General features: G+C 72.7%; 15 protein-coding genes and 1 pseudogene. 8 read left to right on the top strand and 8 right to left on the bottom strand.

What is annotated here, in order from left to right; all coding sequences use genetic code 11:
- Positions 1–59: 59 nt before the first annotated feature.
- The gene (locus ACI79K_RS08305) at positions 60–932 is read left to right on the top strand and encodes an NADP-dependent oxidoreductase (RefSeq protein WP_456599474.1); all 873 of its coding nucleotides are present in this window, start codon (positions 60–62) and stop codon (positions 930–932) included.
- 163 nt (positions 933–1095) lie between these two features.
- Here ACI79K_RS08305 and ACI79K_RS08300 read toward each other — a convergent pair whose 3' ends face one another.
- Together ACI79K_RS08300 and ACI79K_RS08295 are read right to left on the bottom strand one after the other, a co-directional pair.
- Positions 1096–1698, bottom strand: coding sequence for an ATP-dependent Clp protease proteolytic subunit (locus tag ACI79K_RS08300; RefSeq protein ID WP_456599473.1), 603 nt, complete (start codon positions 1696–1698; stop codon positions 1096–1098).
- Between the two features lie 572 nt (positions 1699–2270).
- Positions 2271–3239, bottom strand: coding sequence for a quinone oxidoreductase family protein (locus ACI79K_RS08295; RefSeq protein WP_456599472.1), 969 nt, complete (start codon positions 3237–3239; stop codon positions 2271–2273).
- Between the two features lie 25 nt (positions 3240–3264).
- Here ACI79K_RS08295 and ACI79K_RS08290 point away from each other — a divergent pair, with 25 nt between their 5' ends.
- The gene (locus tag ACI79K_RS08290; RefSeq protein ID WP_456599471.1) at positions 3265–3768 is read left to right on the top strand and encodes a MerR family transcriptional regulator; all 504 of its coding nucleotides are present in this window, start codon (positions 3265–3267) and stop codon (positions 3766–3768) included.
- A gap of 137 nt (positions 3769–3905) precedes the next feature.
- Here ACI79K_RS08290 and ACI79K_RS08285 read toward each other — a convergent pair whose 3' ends face one another.
- A complete protein-coding gene (locus ACI79K_RS08285; protein WP_456599470.1) occupies positions 3906–4724 on the bottom strand; it encodes an aminotransferase class IV family protein in 819 nt (272 codons plus the stop codon).
- A gap of 113 nt (positions 4725–4837) precedes the next feature.
- On the opposite strand from ACI79K_RS08285, the gene ACI79K_RS08280 reads away from it, so the two are divergent.
- The 3 genes from ACI79K_RS08280 (at position 4838) to ACI79K_RS08270 (ending at position 7820) form a co-directional block, all read left to right on the top strand.
- A complete protein-coding gene (locus tag ACI79K_RS08280) occupies positions 4838–5200 on the top strand; it encodes a MerR family transcriptional regulator (protein WP_456599469.1) in 363 nt (120 codons plus the stop codon).
- A 14-nt stretch (positions 5201–5214) separates the two neighbouring features.
- The gene (locus ACI79K_RS08275) at positions 5215–6552 is read left to right on the top strand and encodes an SgcJ/EcaC family oxidoreductase (RefSeq protein ID WP_456599516.1); all 1338 of its coding nucleotides are present in this window, start codon (positions 5215–5217) and stop codon (positions 6550–6552) included.
- 626 nt (positions 6553–7178) lie between these two features.
- Positions 7179–7820 carry a LysE family translocator gene (locus ACI79K_RS08270; protein ID WP_456599468.1) on the top strand — a complete coding sequence of 214 codons (642 nt, stop codon included), beginning with the start codon at positions 7179–7181 and terminating at the stop codon, positions 7818–7820.
- 698 nt (positions 7821–8518) lie between these two features.
- Here the strand turns inward: ACI79K_RS08270 and ACI79K_RS08265 are convergent.
- Positions 8519–9868, bottom strand: a complete 1350-nt coding sequence (locus tag ACI79K_RS08265) for an MFS transporter (protein WP_456599467.1) — start codon at positions 9866–9868, stop codon at positions 8519–8521.
- 50 nt (positions 9869–9918) lie between these two features.
- On the opposite strand from ACI79K_RS08265, the gene ACI79K_RS08260 reads away from it, so the two are divergent.
- Entirely contained in the window at positions 9919–10359 is a 441-nt protein-coding gene (locus tag ACI79K_RS08260; protein WP_456599466.1) for a MerR family transcriptional regulator, read from the top strand.
- 3 nt (positions 10360–10362) lie between these two features.
- Here the strand turns inward: ACI79K_RS08260 and ACI79K_RS08255 are convergent, their stop codons facing one another.
- The 3 genes and pseudogenes from ACI79K_RS08255 to ACI79K_RS08245 form a co-directional block, all read right to left on the bottom strand.
- Positions 10363–10764: a hypothetical protein gene (locus ACI79K_RS08255; RefSeq protein WP_456599465.1), complete on the bottom strand. Its 402-nt coding sequence runs from the start codon at positions 10762–10764 to the stop codon at positions 10363–10365.
- A 62-nt stretch (positions 10765–10826) separates the two neighbouring features.
- Positions 10827–11066 (bottom strand): annotated as a pseudogene (locus ACI79K_RS08250) (winged helix-turn-helix transcriptional regulator); the annotation flags it as partial.
- Complete coding sequence (locus ACI79K_RS08245) at positions 10955–11473, bottom strand: hemerythrin domain-containing protein (RefSeq protein WP_456599464.1); 519 nt, start codon at positions 11471–11473, stop codon at positions 10955–10957. The gene ACI79K_RS08245 and the pseudogene ACI79K_RS08250, both read right to left, overlap by 112 nt.
- Before the next feature lie 206 nt (positions 11474–11679).
- Between ACI79K_RS08245 and ACI79K_RS08240 the strand changes: the two genes are divergently transcribed.
- Positions 11680–12576 (top strand): DUF4349 domain-containing protein, encoded by an 897-nt coding sequence (locus ACI79K_RS08240; RefSeq protein WP_456599463.1) that lies wholly within the window; start codon positions 11680–11682, stop codon positions 12574–12576.
- 16 nt (positions 12577–12592) lie between these two features.
- On the opposite strand, the gene ACI79K_RS08235 is transcribed toward ACI79K_RS08240, so the two are convergent.
- Complete coding sequence (locus ACI79K_RS08235) at positions 12593–14638, bottom strand: cation:proton antiporter domain-containing protein (protein WP_456599462.1); 2046 nt, start codon at positions 14636–14638, stop codon at positions 12593–12595.
- 119 nt (positions 14639–14757) lie between these two features.
- On the opposite strand from ACI79K_RS08235, the gene ACI79K_RS08230 reads away from it, so the two are divergent.
- Positions 14758–16191, top strand: coding sequence for an MFS transporter (locus tag ACI79K_RS08230; protein WP_456599461.1), 1434 nt, complete (start codon positions 14758–14760; stop codon positions 16189–16191).
- Positions 16192–16198 lie beyond the last annotated feature (7 nt).

The raw sequence follows: 16198 nt of genomic DNA, 5'->3' as shown, positions 1-16198 counted from the left end.
CGGCACCGGCGCGGGCGGTGAGGTTCCGCCAGTACGGCGGACCCGAGGTTCTAGAGGTCGTGGAGATCGAACGCCCCCGGCCGGGTGCCGGGCAGGTCCTGGTGCAGGTGGTGGCCGCCGCGCTCAACCCCGGGGAGATCGGCATCCGCGAGGGCGTTTTCGCGCAGGTCTGGCCGGCGACCTTCCCTGAGGGGCAGGGCAACGACTTCGCTGGCCACGTAGCCGAGCTCGGCCCGGGGGTGAGGGGCTTCACCGTGGGGCAGGAGGTACTCGGGTTCGCCCCACGGGCCGCGCAGGCGACGTTCGTGGTGGTCGGCACGGGTGCCCTGGCGCCCAAGCCGCCCGAGCTGGACTGGGAGGCGGCCGCGTCCATCGCCGGCGCCGGAGCGACGGCGTGGGCGGCGGTAGAGGCGGTCTCGCCCCGGGCCGGCGAGACGGTCGTGGTCTCCGGGGCGGCCGGAGGCGTCGGGGTATTCGCCATCCAGCTGGCCCTACTCCGGGGGGCGCGCGTCCTTGGCACCGCGAGCGACGCCAACGCCGACTTCCTGCGCTCCCTGAGCGTGGTCCCGGTCCGATACGGAGCGGGGCTGGCCGAGCGGCTGCGGGACCTGGCCCCCTCGGGCGTGGACGCGTGGGTGGACACCTTCGGCGCGGGGAACGTCGATGTCGCGATCGGCCTGGGAGTCAGCCCGGCGCGGATCAACACCACCGCGGACGGGGCGGCGGTGCGCCGGTACGGCGTGCGCTCGGACGCGCAGGAGGAGGCGGACGACCCCGCGGTGTGGGCAGAGCTGGCGCAGATGGTCGCCGACGGCCGCATCAGCGTCCCCATCGCAGGCGTCTACCCGCTGGAGCGCGTGCAGGAGGCCTACCGCGACGTCGCCGCGCGCCACACCCGCGGCAAGCGGGTGCTCCGCCTCACCGGCACCTAGGCACCTAGGCGCCTACGGAACTGATGACGTGATCAGTCGGGGCGCCCCTGCCGAGCTGGCCCCTGAGCCAGGGGTGATGACCTCCCGATGCACCGGTCGAGCCGGTCCCGCCGTCCAGGACGAGGGCCGACGACTCGGCTCGCGGCGACCGCCGCGCACGCGCCTACATCGGCACCGCCGCGACGTCCGCGGGCTGCAGCACGTGGTCCACGAGGCCGTAGTCCCGAGCCTCCTCGGCCGTGAACCACCGATCCCGGTCGGCGTCGGCCGTGATCTGTTCCACCGTCTGTCCGGTGTGCAGCGCCGTCAGCTCGGCGATGCGTCGCTTCATCGCGCTGAACGCCCGTGCCTGGACGGCGATGTCGGACTGGACCCCGGTGACTCCGGCCGACGGCTGGTGCATGAGGATGCGGGCGTTGGGAAGGGCGTAGCGCTTGCCGGATGCTCCGGCCGACAGCAGGAACTGACCCATGGACGCCGCGAACCCCAGTCCCCACGTGGACACGTCGGGTCGGATGAGCTGCATGGTGTCGTAGATGGCCATCCCGGCGGTGACGGAGCCGCCGGGCGAGTTCACGTAGAACGTGATGTCCCGAGTCGGGTCCTCCGCTGCGAGCAGGAGCAGCTCGGAGATGATCCGGTTGGCCACCTCGTCGTCGACCGGCTGGCCGAGAAAGATGATCCGCTCCTGGAGCAGGCGGTCGCGGACGGGCTGATCGGTGCCGGAACGCCCGTCGGCGCGTCCGTCGAGCAGCGTCAACATCATGGATTGCTTCTCCTTCGTCGCAGGTGTGAGGTCCCTCGACGCTCGTCGATCAGTCGGGGGGTGCCAAGGCTCTTCAGCTCACAGCGCACACGGTGCGCTGACAGCGCAATGTCCCCGAGGTGTCGTGGGTGGGCACGGGCATCACAGGCCGGCTCACCGCTCGAACACGTGCCGGGCACGTGCCCCGTGGAGTGCCCCCGGTTCTCCGGACACCGTGGTACGCCCCCTGTTCTCCTGAGCCGGGCCACTGCGCCCGCAACGACCTCCGCGCGAGCACGCGGGTCCTCTACGCAGGGCTGTGGCGTCACCACCTCGCCGAGGCATGGGGCGATGTGCTCGTCGACGAGGTGACCCCGGCCGCCGTCCGTTCGCGGCACGTCCAGGCCGACCGGACGACAGGCCCGACGGCCCTGGCGCAGTAGTACCGGCTCCCGCGCGCCATCCTCGACGTCGCAGTAGCCGACGAGGTCATCGCGTCCACGGGCCGGCTTCTCCTGCCCGTGCCGCCGGTCCGGTTTCACACCGAGGATCCCGGACAGCGGGACGGGACTGCGGGCGCCGCCGGAGCCGATTCACGACATCCGCAGGGCGAGCTTTCCGACGTAGTGGCTGGTCAGGGCGCGATGCGCGACCACCACCTCCTCGAAGTCGAAGACTCGGTCGACGTGCACCTGCAGCGCCCCGGCTTCTACGAGCGCGTTGAGCCGCGCTGTCGCGTCCTGGTCGCGCGCGCCGTCGTACCGAAGCAGACGGACGTCGGGCCGGACGTGCGGTTCCGGCAGGACCCCGTTCGGGAAGGCGACCGCGCCGCCGGTCCGGACTGCCGACGCGGCCCTTTCCGCGGTCTCCCCGCCGGCCAGGAGCAACGCGGCGTCCAGGCCGTCCGGTGAGAACTCTCGAGCGGCCTCTCCGACGTCCTCCTGGCGCCCGTTCACAGCCGACTCGGCGCCGAGTCGTGACACGAGCGCCACGCCATCGTCGCCGGACGCGACCGCCAGGACCCGGACGCCCTGATGGACAGCGAGCTGTACGGCCAGGTGTCCGATCCCGCCGCTGGCGCCGAAGATCATCAATGACTGCCCTTGCTCGAGCCTGAGCGCGTCGAGCCCGCTGAGAGCGGTCAACGCGTCCCACGGCATCGCCGCTACCTGCTCGATCGTCAAGCCGCTCGGAACAGGTGCAACGTGGTCCTGGTCCACGGCGGCGTACTCGGCGTAGAACCCGCCGCGGGGCAGCGGCATCGTTGCCGCGTACACCGAATCGCCCGCGGCGAAGCGGGTGACCAGTGCACCGACTGCGGCGACCGTCCCGGCACCGTCCCAGCCGAGCACGTACGGGAAGGTCGACGGCATGCCGAACGCGCCGTCATAGGCGCCTTCCCGCTCAACGGCGTCCCAGGACCCGACTCCCGCCGCCTCCACCCGTATGAGGACGTCCAGGGGGCCGAGCGCAGGCACAGGGAGCTCCTGCATACGTAGTGCGTCAGCGCCGCCGAAGCGGTCGAGTGCCGCGGCCTTCATGGTCCTTGGTGTCTGCGTCATGTGAGCATGGTCAGCATTGACACCAGTGCGAAGGTCAAGGGCGGATGAGGATCGGCGAGCTCTCTGCGGCGACCGGGGTGCCGGCTCGGATGCTCCGCTGCTACGAAGCTACGAAGCGCAGGGGCTGGTCCGCCCCGTTCGAACTGCCAACGGCTACCCGCGGTACGACGACTGCGCGGCAAGGACAGTCCGCCCGATCCGCGGCCTGCTGACGGCCGGCCTCTCCACTGACGGGATCCGCCACCTGCTGCCGTGCGCGAACAGCGAGGCCCCGGACTTGGAGCCGTGCCAGGAGGTGCTCACCCCTCTGCGAGGCCGATCGACCGCGCTTGACGAGCGAAACGGCACACTCGCCGGAGCGCCCAATCCCTCGGGAAACGGTGGCCGACGTCGGAGGCGCAGAACCAGCAGCTGCGTGTGCGCGCCGGGCAGGCGAGCTCGGCGGCGATCGGCTCCGCCGAGCAAGCAACGACGGTCGAGGCGACGACGAGAAGCGGCGCGTCCACCGTCGAGCCGCGGGCGCCCGTGAGGGTGAGCCGGCCAGCCACCTCCGGCGTCTGGTCCGGCGGCGTGCGGGCCGAGGGATGTGGCGGTGCTGTCATCGGATGGCCTCCCGCATCGCGGTGACCGCGCGGTCGTGGGTCGGCACCGCCGCCCACCGAAGGGTCACGGTGAAACGGGCGCCTCCTCACTGAACACGGAGTGCAGGAGTTCGACGAACGCGGGCGCATCGGGTACCGACGCATCACCGATCCGATGAACAGGCACCGCCGGTGTCCACGAGTTCATGACGACTGCTCCCGACAGTGTCGCGACGTCGGACCGTCGGATGGGGTCCTCGCGCTGCGGGATGCCACGATGCGCAAGCTGACGCCGGAGAGCCTGCATGGTCGTGCCGGGCAGCATGCCGGCAACCGGCCAGATCACCGTCGTCCCGTCCCAGAACGCCAGGTTCCAGATGGTCGCCTCGCTGAGCCGACCCTGCCGGTCGACGAAGGCGGCGTCGTCGTAGCCCCGACCGACGGCTCGTCGCAGGAACCATGTCTTGGCGACCTCACCGACATGCTTGACGTGCGGCAGGACTCGTTCGTGCTCGACGACATCCAGCGCCAACGGCCCCACCGGCCCCAATGCCGGAGGCCCCGTGCGCACGAGCAGGTCCACGCCGCCGTCGTCGCCCCCGACCGTGAACTCGCCGTCGCTCGTGAAGGCCGTCGCAGTGAGCGACACGTCCCCCGGGCCGGCGAGTACCGCCGCACGCACGAGTGCTCGGACGTGCTCCACGTCGAGTGCCCGCCCGAACATCAGGGCGGTCGCCGCACGCAGTCGCTCCAGGTGCAGGTCGAGCGCACGGATGCGCCCGTCGCGCACCTGCATGGCCGTGAAGTGCGCATACCCGGAGAACGCGACTGGCGCGAGCTCATCCACGGTCGCCGGCTTCCCGTTGAGGTGGCACACGTAGGTCGCGCTGTCCTGCTCGGGCACCAACGCCCCGGCTCCGCCGGTCGCAGTGGGTACGGGCGATTTGCTAGCTTCCATGACGCCCAGCGAAGACGTTGACATCGTGTGAGAGTCAAGCCGCGACCGGGGAGAAGCGGGTGCGCATCGGCGAGCTGGCTCGGCGCAGCGGGGTGCCGCCGAGGCTTCTGCGGTACTACGAGGAGCAAGGGCTCCTGCCAGCCGGGCGGAGCTCGAACGGCTACCGCGAGTACGACGAGCAGGCCGTGACGACCGTGCGCCGGATCAGGGCGCTGCTGGACGCCGGCCTCTCCACAGCGGTGATCCGCCAGGTGCTGCCATGCACCCGCGGCGACGGCTCGACGTTCGACTGGTGCGCCGACCTGCGGGAGGCGCTGCAGCACGAGCTCGACGACCTCGACGCCCGGGTCCAGGACCTGCGGCGCCGTCGGGGCCTCCTCGCCACCTACATCCAGGGTTCTACCCCCGAGTCCGTTCCGTGACCGGTTGAGCGAGCCTGTCCCCGGCCACCACCCGCGACCGAGCAGGACGGCGACACGAGGGGTCTTCGGAGGTCTGGGCGTCACGGCGGGCACGAAGCCGACCCCGGAGATCGGCTCGGGCCCGGAGCGGCGAACCGGGGGTCACGAACCGCGCTGAAGCCGCTCTCGGGTTCGCGCCGGCGCGTAGTCCGGGGAACGACAACACCGTCCAGTACGGCCCGCACGACGAAGAGTCAGAGCTAGAGGCCATTCGGGACGTGGTCGCCACCGTCCAGCGCCTTCAGGAACAGGCACTCGTCGACGAGTTCGTCTCACTTTTCCGAGCCGACGCGATCTGGACCACCGGGCATGGCAAGCGCCTGTTCGGTCGGGACGCGATCGCCCAGTTCACCGCCACCGTGCTGCCGGGCTCGAGCGCGCACGGCCGAGCGACATACGACGTCGAGCATGTCTTGTTCATCCGACCGGACGTCGCGGCAGTCAAGGTTCACCAGCGCTACTTCGACCGCAACGGCGATCTCGACACCGAGGGGACACCGATGTACGTGATGGCCAAGGAAAGTGGGCGCTGGCTTTTCACGGCCAACCAGAACACGCCGGTCGTCAAGGCAGCTTTTGCCTCGCCAGTCCAGGCGAGTAGCGGGCAGGGCTTATCGGGCAGGGCGCCTCTGCGTCGGGCCGAGGGGTGCAGCGCGGTGTTCGGGCCGGTCGGTGGAGCCAGATCCGGCATGGAGACGACTCGCGTCCCTGGACAGCCTGAGCCTGGGCTTCCAGCCCGAGCAGTGGTCCCGACGGGCCGACCGGAGCACGTACTCCCCCGGAGTTTCGGGAGCAGGCCGTGGAGCCGGTCCGTGCGACCAGGAAGACGGTCGCCGAAGTCGCTCGTGACCGGCAACCAGGTCGAGGCTGACCGGGCGGAGCGGGGCGAGCCCGCGCCGGTGGCGACGTTCGGCTGTCGCTGGTCGTCGGCGTCCTCCGGCTGCGCCGCCACCCCGCCGCCCTCCGGCCGGGGTACGCCCGCAGCCTCCGTCGGTCGTCGCTGCACCGGCCCCGGCGCTGTGCTCCCGCACTATCGGCGGATCCGGTGCGACCACACGGGCGTCAGCCGACAGTGCGCCTGTGGCGGCCGCGGGCCTTCGCCGCACCGTCGACAGCACCGGCGCAATGAGCGGGTCGACGGTGCGCCGCCGACCGGGCCGGACTCACCGCCGCGTCGGTCACGACGACACGGGCACGGCCGTCGAATCGATGCCGACCCAGCTCCTCGCTGGCGGCGCGGGGCGCTGGCGGGGTGGGAACCCGAAGCCGGCGGGGTCCGACCGTCGCCGTGGGTGACCGGCCCAGGTTGGTAGGGGCGAGACAAAGCGCATCGCCGTCCGCGCTGCCACAAATCGCAAGCCGATCGCCAAGCACGGGTCCTCGCCGTTTCGAGGGAACAGCCATTCCCGCATCCCGTTGGCGTGGACAGCCCCGCCCCTCGAGGAGTGCGACATGGTTCGAGTGCCTTGGACGACCGCCAACGCCGCGAACGGTCCAGCCGTCGTCACGGCGTCGGAGTTCCGCCTGAGCACGGTGAGGCACGCCCTATCTTCCTGCTCGATGCCCTGCGGCTCCGGCGGCGAGCGTTGGCTGGGGACGGCGTGCTCGGAATGGCACTGGAGGTCCGCCCCTCCAAGCGAACGTCCCGGACGCTGTCGGCGTGGCGGGACCGCCCTGCGCTGGATGCGTTCGTCCGGACCCCGCCCCACCGAGCGTCGATGGTTTCGTCATCGCAAGGCGATGGCGGGTCTCACGTCACCTTCTGGACTGCCGACGAACTGCCGGTCAGCTGGTCGGACTCAACCGAGCGGCTGGCCGCAGTCAGGTCTGGTTGAGCCGCTTCGACGAGGCGCTTCCAGGGATCGACGTCCGATGCGTTTCGTCGCTCCCAGCAGCGTCGCCCGGTTCGAGCGGTGATGGACAAGAGAACGAGGTCGTCATGAATTCCGCGGCGGTTGCCGGCATCGCACTGATCGCGCTGGGCCTGGTACTCACGCCCGGGCCGAACATGATCTACCTGGTGTCGCGTTCGATCACCCAGGGCCGCCGCGCGGGACTGGTCTCCCTCCTCGGTGTGGGAGCCGGTTTCCTGGTCTATCTGGGTGCCGCGACCGCGGGACTGACCACCGTCTTCATCGCCGTCCCGGCCGCGTACACCGCTCTCAAGTTCGCCGGTGCCGCGTATCTGCTGTACCTGGCCTGGCAAGCGATCCGCCCGGGCGGGGTGAATGCGTTCGCGCCGCGGCAGCTGGCACCCGACCGACCACGACGCCTCTTCGCGATGGGGCTGGTCACCAATCTCCTCACCCCCAAGATCGCGGTGCTCTACGTGTCACTGCTGCCGCAATTCATCGAGCCCGAACGTGGTTCGGTCGCTCTGCAGAGCCTCGCTCTGGGCGCCACGCAGATCGGCGTGGCACTGACCGTCAACGCGCTCATCGTCGTCTCCGCCGGAACGCTGGCTGCCTTCCTGGCCGCCCGCCCCGCCTGGCTACGCATCCAGCGGTACCTCATGGGCGGCGTCCTCGGTGCACTGGCGATTCATCTCATGGCCGAGCGCCGGCCGGCGACGGTGGGCTGAGTGCATGGACTGCGGAAGTGAGGTTGCTGGCGGCGTCCGCGAGCGGCAGGCCTCGGTGAGCCGGGCAGCCACAGCCGTGCCGGCCGGCCCGCCCTGGAGGAGCGCGCTGAGCGCTCGACGTTGCCCGCGCAGGGTGTATGTGTGCCGGAAAGGATGGTGGCGTCTTCAGGGGATCTGCCGGCACCGATCGAGTTGGGGCAGCTCCTGGGCAGACCGGGACGATCAGCTGCGCGGCAGCACTCCGCCTTCGACCCCATGCCCATGGTGCCCCGCCGGCCATGCGCTCCGTGTTGACCGCTGACCTCCGGACCCGACCGGTGCTCCTCGCACGGTGGAGGCGCGAGTGCGCCTTCTCGTCTCCCCGACGCCCGGCGGCGGCGCGGCCCGGCCGTCTCCCACGTCAACGCGCATCGGCCGCGGGGCCGTACCGACTGCGCACTGCGGACAAACGATGACGTCGTCTCCTCACGGAGACCCATACGGACACGGGATCCGGGGGACGGTCCCGGGGCCACACCGGCCGACCGACCCGGGTGCGGACCTGCCCGACGCGAGCGCCCCCTCCGTCGAGTGGTGGCTCACCGAGCGCGGCGCCGATCACGCCGGCATGGGCAGCTTCTCGAATGAATCCAGCTATCCATGGCCGTCGTGGGAGAGAGCGGTCGTAGCTCCCCCTGCGCGTCACGGTCGAGGCGGACCTACCTCGCGCCCTGGCCAGGACCGCGGTCGGGGCAAGCCACGCCACCCGAGCAGGCCACCCGGTGGAGCGCCGGTTCCCCCGGGACGGGACCCCGCCGACGACCCCTGACGCGAAGCATCTCCCCGCCCGGCGGGAGGTTTCCAGCACGTGCAGACGCAGGTGCGGGGGCGACTGGCCGGCGATCGACCCGGCCGGTGCGCCCCGCCAGCAGAAGTCCGACGGCAGCCATGGCAGCCAGCGCAGTGGCAGCCAGCGGCAGAGTCGCGACCGAGGAGGCCGCCACCAGCGCACTTCCCAGGGCCGCACCGGCGGCGATCCCGAGATTGAAGGTGATGGGAAGGACAGCGCCGGCAGTGTCCCGGTGCTGGACGTCTGCGGCACGCATGATCGCGGTCTGCACCGCCGGCCCGACGGCCCCGACGGCAGTCCCCCAGACGATCATGATGGCCACGTCGGCGGCCGGATGGTTCCCGAGCTTCGCGGTGAACGCCAGCGATGCGGCGACGAGTGCGGCCACCGCGACGAGAGTTCCGTCGGGGAACCTCTCACCCATCCGGGCGACCAGCGCAACACCCCCGGCGCCGGCCAGGCCGAACATCAGCAGGAGTGCCGCGGTGGACACCTCGCTCCCCCGGGCGGCCAGGGTGGCCGTCACGAAGGTGAAGGCTACGAAGTGTGCGGCGAGCACCAGACCACCCAGCCCGCCGAGCGCGAAGACTGGCCACAGCGGCCGCCCCGACCCCGCGCCGGCATGGTCCGCCCGGTCCCGGGTCGAGCGAGGAGCAGCGGGTAGCAGCATGGCGACCGCAGCCATGACGAGGAGGGTCAGCACGAAGAGTGCGAGGAAGGCGGCCCGCCAACCCCACCAGTCGGCCGCGGCGTTGCCCGCCGGGACCGCGAGGATCGTTCCGGCAGTCGCGCCGGCGAGGACGATGGCCGTCGCGCGGGCCAGGCGGGTCGCCGGCACAAGGTCGGCCGACTGTGCGTTGACCGTCGCCCAGAGCAGCCCGGTCGCCGCTGCGCCGACCACGCGAGCCGCGGCGGCCATGTGGAAGGCCGTGCTCAGCGCCGTCATGAGATGGGCCAGGCTGACGACCCCGAGCGCCGCGACGATCACCCGCCGGCGGTCGAACCGGACGGCCAGGCGGGCGAGAGGCAAGGTCGTGACGACGACGACCGCCGCCCAGAGGGATACCAGCAGCCCGACCTGTGAGACCGGCACGTCCAACGCGGTCGCCATGTGCGGCAGAACGGCGGTGGGCAGCATCTCGCCAGTGACGACGACGAAAGTCGTGGCAGAGAGCGTCAGCAGCGCTCCCCAGGGCATCCGTGGGCTCGGCTGAGTCACAGCCGGGACGATAGACTTTGACATCAATGTCAATGTCAAGGACCGGGGACATGAAGATCGGTGAGCTCTCGCGGCGGACGGGCGTTGCCCCGCGACTGTTGCGCTACTACGAGCAACAGGGGATCGTCCAGGCGGCCCGGTCCGATAACGGGTATCGCAACTACACCGAAGAGGACGTAGCTCGCGTCCAGCGGGTGGCCTTGCTGGTGCGGTCGGGCGTCCCCACCCGCCTCGTTCGGGCCATCCTCGACCTCGAAGGCCCGGAAGCAGCGGAGCTGGCCGGAACCTGCACGGCAGAGGCAGCCAGAACCCTGGCAGCGGAGCTCCAGGAGCTCGACGCGCGCATCGGCTGCCTGCAGCGCAGCCGGGAGACGATCCGCGGCTTCCTCGCTAGAGCCGGACACGGTGCGGTGCTGCCGCCATCGCTAGCCGGGGATGAAGCCGACCGGCAGGACGGGTCCAGGGGCGACGCACTGGGATCTGCCGTGTGACCGCTACCGACCGCTGGGCAGGAGAGAGCCCTGCTCACGATGGCCCGGACGTGGCGGGGTCGGCCTTCCGGTCGTTGAGGAGCAGGGCGAGGCACAGGCCGTCGGACAACGCGAGGAATGCCTCGATCGCATGGCGGGCGTCTGTGTCCGGGCCAGTTCGGCGACCCTGTCGCGCCAGCGCCGCGCAACGGGTCGCAGGGCGGGTCGGCGTGCGGCGAGGGTCGACAGTTGCCGCTCAGCGAGGGCCCGCTCACGTCCGGGGCCGACGGATTCGGCGATGATCGACCCCGTGGGAACGGCGACGTGCCCACGGGTCGGCCGCCGGCCGCCGGCCGCCGACGACGACGTGTCGAGGCTCCCCGCCGACTCTCGCGTCGTGGCAGGTGCCCAGCGGTTCTCGTCCATGCGCAACTGTCGGTTGCGCGTCCCCCGTCGTCGGAGGGCGGCCCTGCGGACGCCAGCGCGCGGATCAGCTCCTCCCCCACGTCCGTGAGGGGGTGGACGACCTCGGGAGGCACCTCGGGGAAGACCTCCCGGTGGACGACGCCGTCCCGCTCCAGGGGGCCGGACCCGCGCAGCCACGAGGGCGGCGTCCCTAGACCGTCGGGTCGCCTTCCGGCACCTCGGTCGCGATGACCTCGGCCACCTCCGCGTCGTCGCCGGACAGCCCCTCGGCCTCCTCGTGCCTGTCGTGGAATGCCAGCCACTGCATACCGAGAGCCTCGCGCTGCTCCTCGTCCACGGCCTCCTTGAAGGGAGGGAAGAAGTCCGTCTCCTCCTCGGCCATGTGGTCGGCGTTGACCTGTCGCGCGTTCCGCACCGCCTCCCACCAACCGTCGCTGCCGACCTCGTGCTCCCCGACTGCGGCCGCGGCGTGCCGGATCTCGTTGTGGTCGTGCACGCCCTCCGCCGTCTCCTGCTCGCCGTCCGCCTCCTGCGCGAGCAGCGGGTAGAACAGCTGCTCCTCGGCCACGGCGTGCACCTCGAGCTTGGCGTGCAGCGCCTCCCAGGCGGCGGCGAGCTCCTCGGCGGGCAGGTCGTCGAGCGCGGTGAACTCCCGCCGGAAGACCTCGTGCTCGGCCAGGACGAGGGCAGTGATCTCGAAGTCGGACATGGCGGACCTCTTACCCGCATCAAGGGCATGCACGCTGTGCGCGCCACCGCGGCGTGCAGGCCTGCCGGGCGGGACGGAACCGATCTTGCTCCCCGTGCCGTCCTCCGGTCATGGACACCGTTCCCGCCCGGATCCAGCCGCAGCACCGACCGGCCGCATCGCACATCGACGCTGGTCGGCCGGAGAGGCGATTTGCGGTCCCCCTCGTGCGGCGCTTCCTCGCTCCTGCCTCGCTGGCCCTCGCGCTCCTCGTCGGATGCACGGGCCCGTCCGGCGGGGAGGCGCAGAGCGCCGCGGACGGCGCCGGCGGGGAGGTCGTTCCCGTACCGGCGGCCCCGGGCACCGGCGAGAGCGCGCCGGACCAGGACGACCGGCAGGTGGTCACGACCGCCACCGCCGCGCTGGCCGTCGACGACCCGGCCGAGGGTGCCCAGCAGATCAGCGAGCTGGCCGAATCCGCCGGCGGCCGCGTCGAGGAGCGCAGCGTGCAGGCCACCTCCGGCGAGGACGGCGTCGACGGGGTCGTCGCCGATCTCGTCCTCCGGGTGCCGGCCGCGGAACTGACCGGGCTGCTGGCCGACCTGGAGGACCTCGGGGACGTGGCCAGCGTGTCGGTGTCCCGATCCGACGTGACCGCCACCGTGGTCGACCTGGACGCCCGCATCTCGGCGCTGCAGACGTCGGTGGCGCGACTGCTGGCCCTGATGGACGACGCGGCCACCACCGAGGCCCTCCTGGAGGCTGAGCAGGCGCTCTCCGAGCGGCAGCAGGAGCTGGAGGCGCTGCAGTCCCGGCGGGCGGCGCTGGCCGACCAGGTGGAGCTGTCGACGCTCCGCGTCCACCTGGAGCCCTACGGCGTGGCGCCGGCCGGCGGGCCGGACGGCTTCCTCGACGGGCTGGGCACCGGATGGCGGTCGCTGGTCGCGGCCCTGGGCGGAACCGTCGTCGTGCTCGGCGTCCTGCTGCCCTGGCTGGCCGTCACGGCGGTGGTGGCCGGCGGCATCCTGGTAGCGATCCGGCGCGTGCGGCGGCGGGCCGCGACCCCGGCACCGGCAGGACCCGCGTCCGAGGCGCCGGCACCGGCGGCCCCGCCGCAGGAGTGAGCGGTCGGCGCCGCCGTCACTGCGGCGCGGCCGAGGCCTCCGCCTCCGGGGCGGCACCGGCGGGGGCGGGCACGGTCACCTCGTCGACGAAGCAGTAGCCCCAGCTCTCCCCCGGTTCGGCCGAGGCGATCAGCGGGTGGTCGTCGGCGGTGGCGTGCGCGCGGGCGTGGCGGCGCGGCGAGGAGTCGCAGCAGCCCACGTAGCCGCAGCTCAGGCAGGTGCGCAGGTGCACCCACTCGGTGCCCTCCTGCAGGCAGCCGACGCAGCCGGACGCCTGGGGCAGCACCGGCACCGACGCCGCACCGTGCCCGCAGCCGCTGCCCTCCGGCCACGCGTACCGGACCACCCGGCCGGTGTCGACGACGGTCCGCCCGCGGCTCGGGTGCTCGACCGGGTGCCCCAGCTCGGTGAGCACCGAGCGCAGCAGCGCCTGACCCGAGAGCCGGTCCCGGTCGAGGATGTGGTCGGCGCCGGCGTCGGCCAGCTCGGCGACGTCGACCGCACCCAGCGGGCGCGTCATGATCGGCGCGGTGGTGGCCGCGCGGGCCGCAGCGACCACCCGCACCGCCTGCTCGGGGTCGTCCTCGGCGACGACGGCGAGGCGCGCCGCGGGGACCCCGGCCACCCGCAGCACCTCCCCCTTCGTCGGGTCGCCGCGCACCACGGTGTGCCCGGCGGCCTCCGCCTCGGCCGCCCCGTCGGGGTTGAGCGTCGTCATCACCACGCCCACCTCCCGGTCGCGCAGCGTGGCCGCGAGCTCCAGCGCCGTGGGGCCCCACCCGATGATCGCCACGTGGTCCCGCGGGCCGTCGTCGTCGGGCGCCGCCTCCTCCGTTGAGGCGGGCGCGGCGCCGCGCGAGCGGTCCAGCCGCGCCGCCACCGCGGCCAGCTGCGGGGTGACCAGCATGAGCAGCACCGTCGCGGCGACGGCGACCTGCGCGCCGTCGTCGGCCAGCCCGAGCGGCGCCAGCCCGGCAGCCGTGCCCACGGTGAGCAGCACGAAGGAGAACTCCCCGACCTGCGCCAGCAGCAGCCCGGTCGCGCCCGCGGTGCGCAGCCGGATACCGACAGCGGTGGCGGCGACGGTGGTGGTCAGCGTCTTCAGCACCAGCGCCCCCGCGGCCACCCCCAGCACGAGGGACAGGTTGGCGAGCATGAAGCGCAGGTCGAGCAGCATGCCCACCGAGACGAAGAAGACCGCGCTGAACACGATCTGCAGCGGCAGCACCTCGGCGAGGGCCTGCGTGCTGGCCCGGCTCTCGCTGACCACCAGACCGGCGAGGAACGCCCCTAGCGACACGCTCACCCCGGCCAGCGCGGTCAGGTAGGCGGTGCCGAAGCAGATGGCGACGATCGCGAGCAGGAACACCTCCGGCGAGCAGGTGCGGGCCACCACGTCCAGCAGCGCGGGCATCACCCGGCGGGCCAGCACCAGTACCGCGACGATGACCCCGACCGCGGTGAGCACCGCCCACACCAGCGAGCCGCCCGCGGAGCCGCCGCCGTCCGCGGTCGGGCCGAGCAGCGGCACGACCAGCACCATGGCCACGACCGCGAGGTCCTGGGCGATGAGCACCGCCAGCGCCAGGCGGCCGCGGACGGCGGAGCTCTCCCGCCGCTCCCCCAGCAGCTTGAGCACGATGGCCGTGGACGACAGTGCCAGCAGGAACCCGGTGAACAGTCCGTCGCGCCATCCGCCGCCCAGCGCCAGGGTCAAGCCCAAGCCGGCTCCGGTGGCGAGCACCAGCTGCAGCCCGCCGGCGACGGCGATCCACGTCCAGACCCGGGCCAGGCGCTCCAGCGAGAACTCGATCCCGATGGTGAACAGCAGCAGGATGACGCCGATGTCCGCGGCGGCCTCCACGGCCTCGCTGCTGTCCACCACGCCCAGCTGGGCCGGGCCGATCAGCACGCCCGCCACCAGGAACCCGACGATCGGGACGACGCGGGCCCGGGCCGACAGGTACCCGATCACCGCGGCGGCGACCACCAGCGCCGCGGTCGGACCCAGGTAGCCCGGCACCTCGCCGGCCGCGATGACGAGGTCTGTCTCGGGCGCCATGCCCGACATCATGCGCGCCGCCGCGGCATCTTCCCAGGCCGGCCGGTCGGCGGGAATCCGTGGTCGGCGGCGGCGTTGCACAGCGGCGGACAGCACGCAGCCGGCGGAGGGAGTCGCCCGTGACGTCACCTGCCGCGGCGGCGACCGGCCTGCGCATGGGCACGGCCCAGGGGCGCTGGGTCCTGCTCGCGACCGTCCTCGGCTCGGGCGTGGCGATGCTGGACGCCACGGTCGTCAACGTGGCCCTCGAGCGGATCGGCGCCGACCTGGGCGCGGACTTCGCCGGGCTGCAGTGGACGGTCAACGCCTACACGCTCACCCTCGCCGCGCTGATCCTGCTGGGCGGATCGCTCAGCGACCGGTACGGGCGGCGCCGAATCTTCGTCGTCGGCGTCTGCTGGTTCGCCCTCGCCTCGCTGCTGTGCGGCCTGGCCCCGGACGTCGGCACGCTCGTCGCCGCCCGCGCCCTGCAAGGAGTCGGCGGGGCTTTGCTGACGCCGGGCAGCCTGGCGATCATCTCGGCGTCGTTCTCGGGGCCCGACCGCGCCGCCGCCGTCGGCGCCTGGTCGGGGTTCTCCGGGATCGCCGCGGCGGTCGGGCCGTTCGTCGGCGGCTGGCTGGTCGAGTGGAGCTGGCGGGCCGTCTTCCTCGTCAACCTGCCGGTGGCGGTCGTGGTCATCGCCGTCGTCGTGCGGCACGTCCCCGAGTCCCGCGACCCGGCAGCCGCCCCGCGGCTGGACTGGGGCGGGACGGCGCTGGTCGTCACGGGGCTCGGCGCCCTGACCTACGCCCTCACCGCCGCCGGGGACGCGGGGGCGAGCGCGGGCACCTGGCTGTGGGCCGCGGTCGGGGCCCTCGCCCTGGCGGCGTTCGTCGGGGTCGAGCGCCGGTCACGGCACCCGCTGGTCCCCCCGGCGCTCTTCGCCGACCGGCAGTTCACGGCCGCCAACGCCGTGACCTTCTTCGTCTACGCCGCGCTCGGTGCGCTCTTCGTGCTGCTCGTCCTGCAGCTGCAGGTGGTCTCCGGTTTCAGCCCGCTGCTGGCCGGCACCGCGCTGCTGCCCGTCACCGTCCTCATGCTGCTGTTCTCCGCCCGCGTCGGGGCGCTGGCCCAGCGGATCGGGCCGCGCGCCCTGCTCACCGGCGGACCGGCCGTGGCGGCGGCCGGAGTCCTGCTGATGCTCCGGATCGGTGAGGACGCCTCCTACCTGCGCGACGTGCTCCCGGCCGTGGCGCTCTTCGGCGCGGGCCTCACGCTGCTGGTGGCCCCGCTGACCGCCACCGTGCTCGCCTCCGCCGCCGACCGCCACGCCGGCGTGGCGTCGGGGGTCAACAACGCGGTGGCCCGCGCCGCCGGCCTGCTCGCCGTCGCGGTCGTCCCCGTCGCCGCCGGGCTCGGCGGCGCCGACTACGCCGATCCGCTCCTGTTCGCCGACGGCTTCCGCACCGCGATGCTCATCCTGGCCGGGCTGCTGGCCGCCGGCGCCCTGCTGGCCGCCGCGTACGTCCGCCGTCCGCTCGGCGACTCCCGGTCCCCGGCGTCGTCAGGCTGAGGGCCGA

The sequence above is a fragment of the Blastococcus sp. SYSU DS0616 genome, from assembly GCF_054051015.1.
The sequence above is the reverse complement of the archived record's forward strand: the minus strand, read 5'-3'. Positions and strand labels throughout refer to the sequence as shown.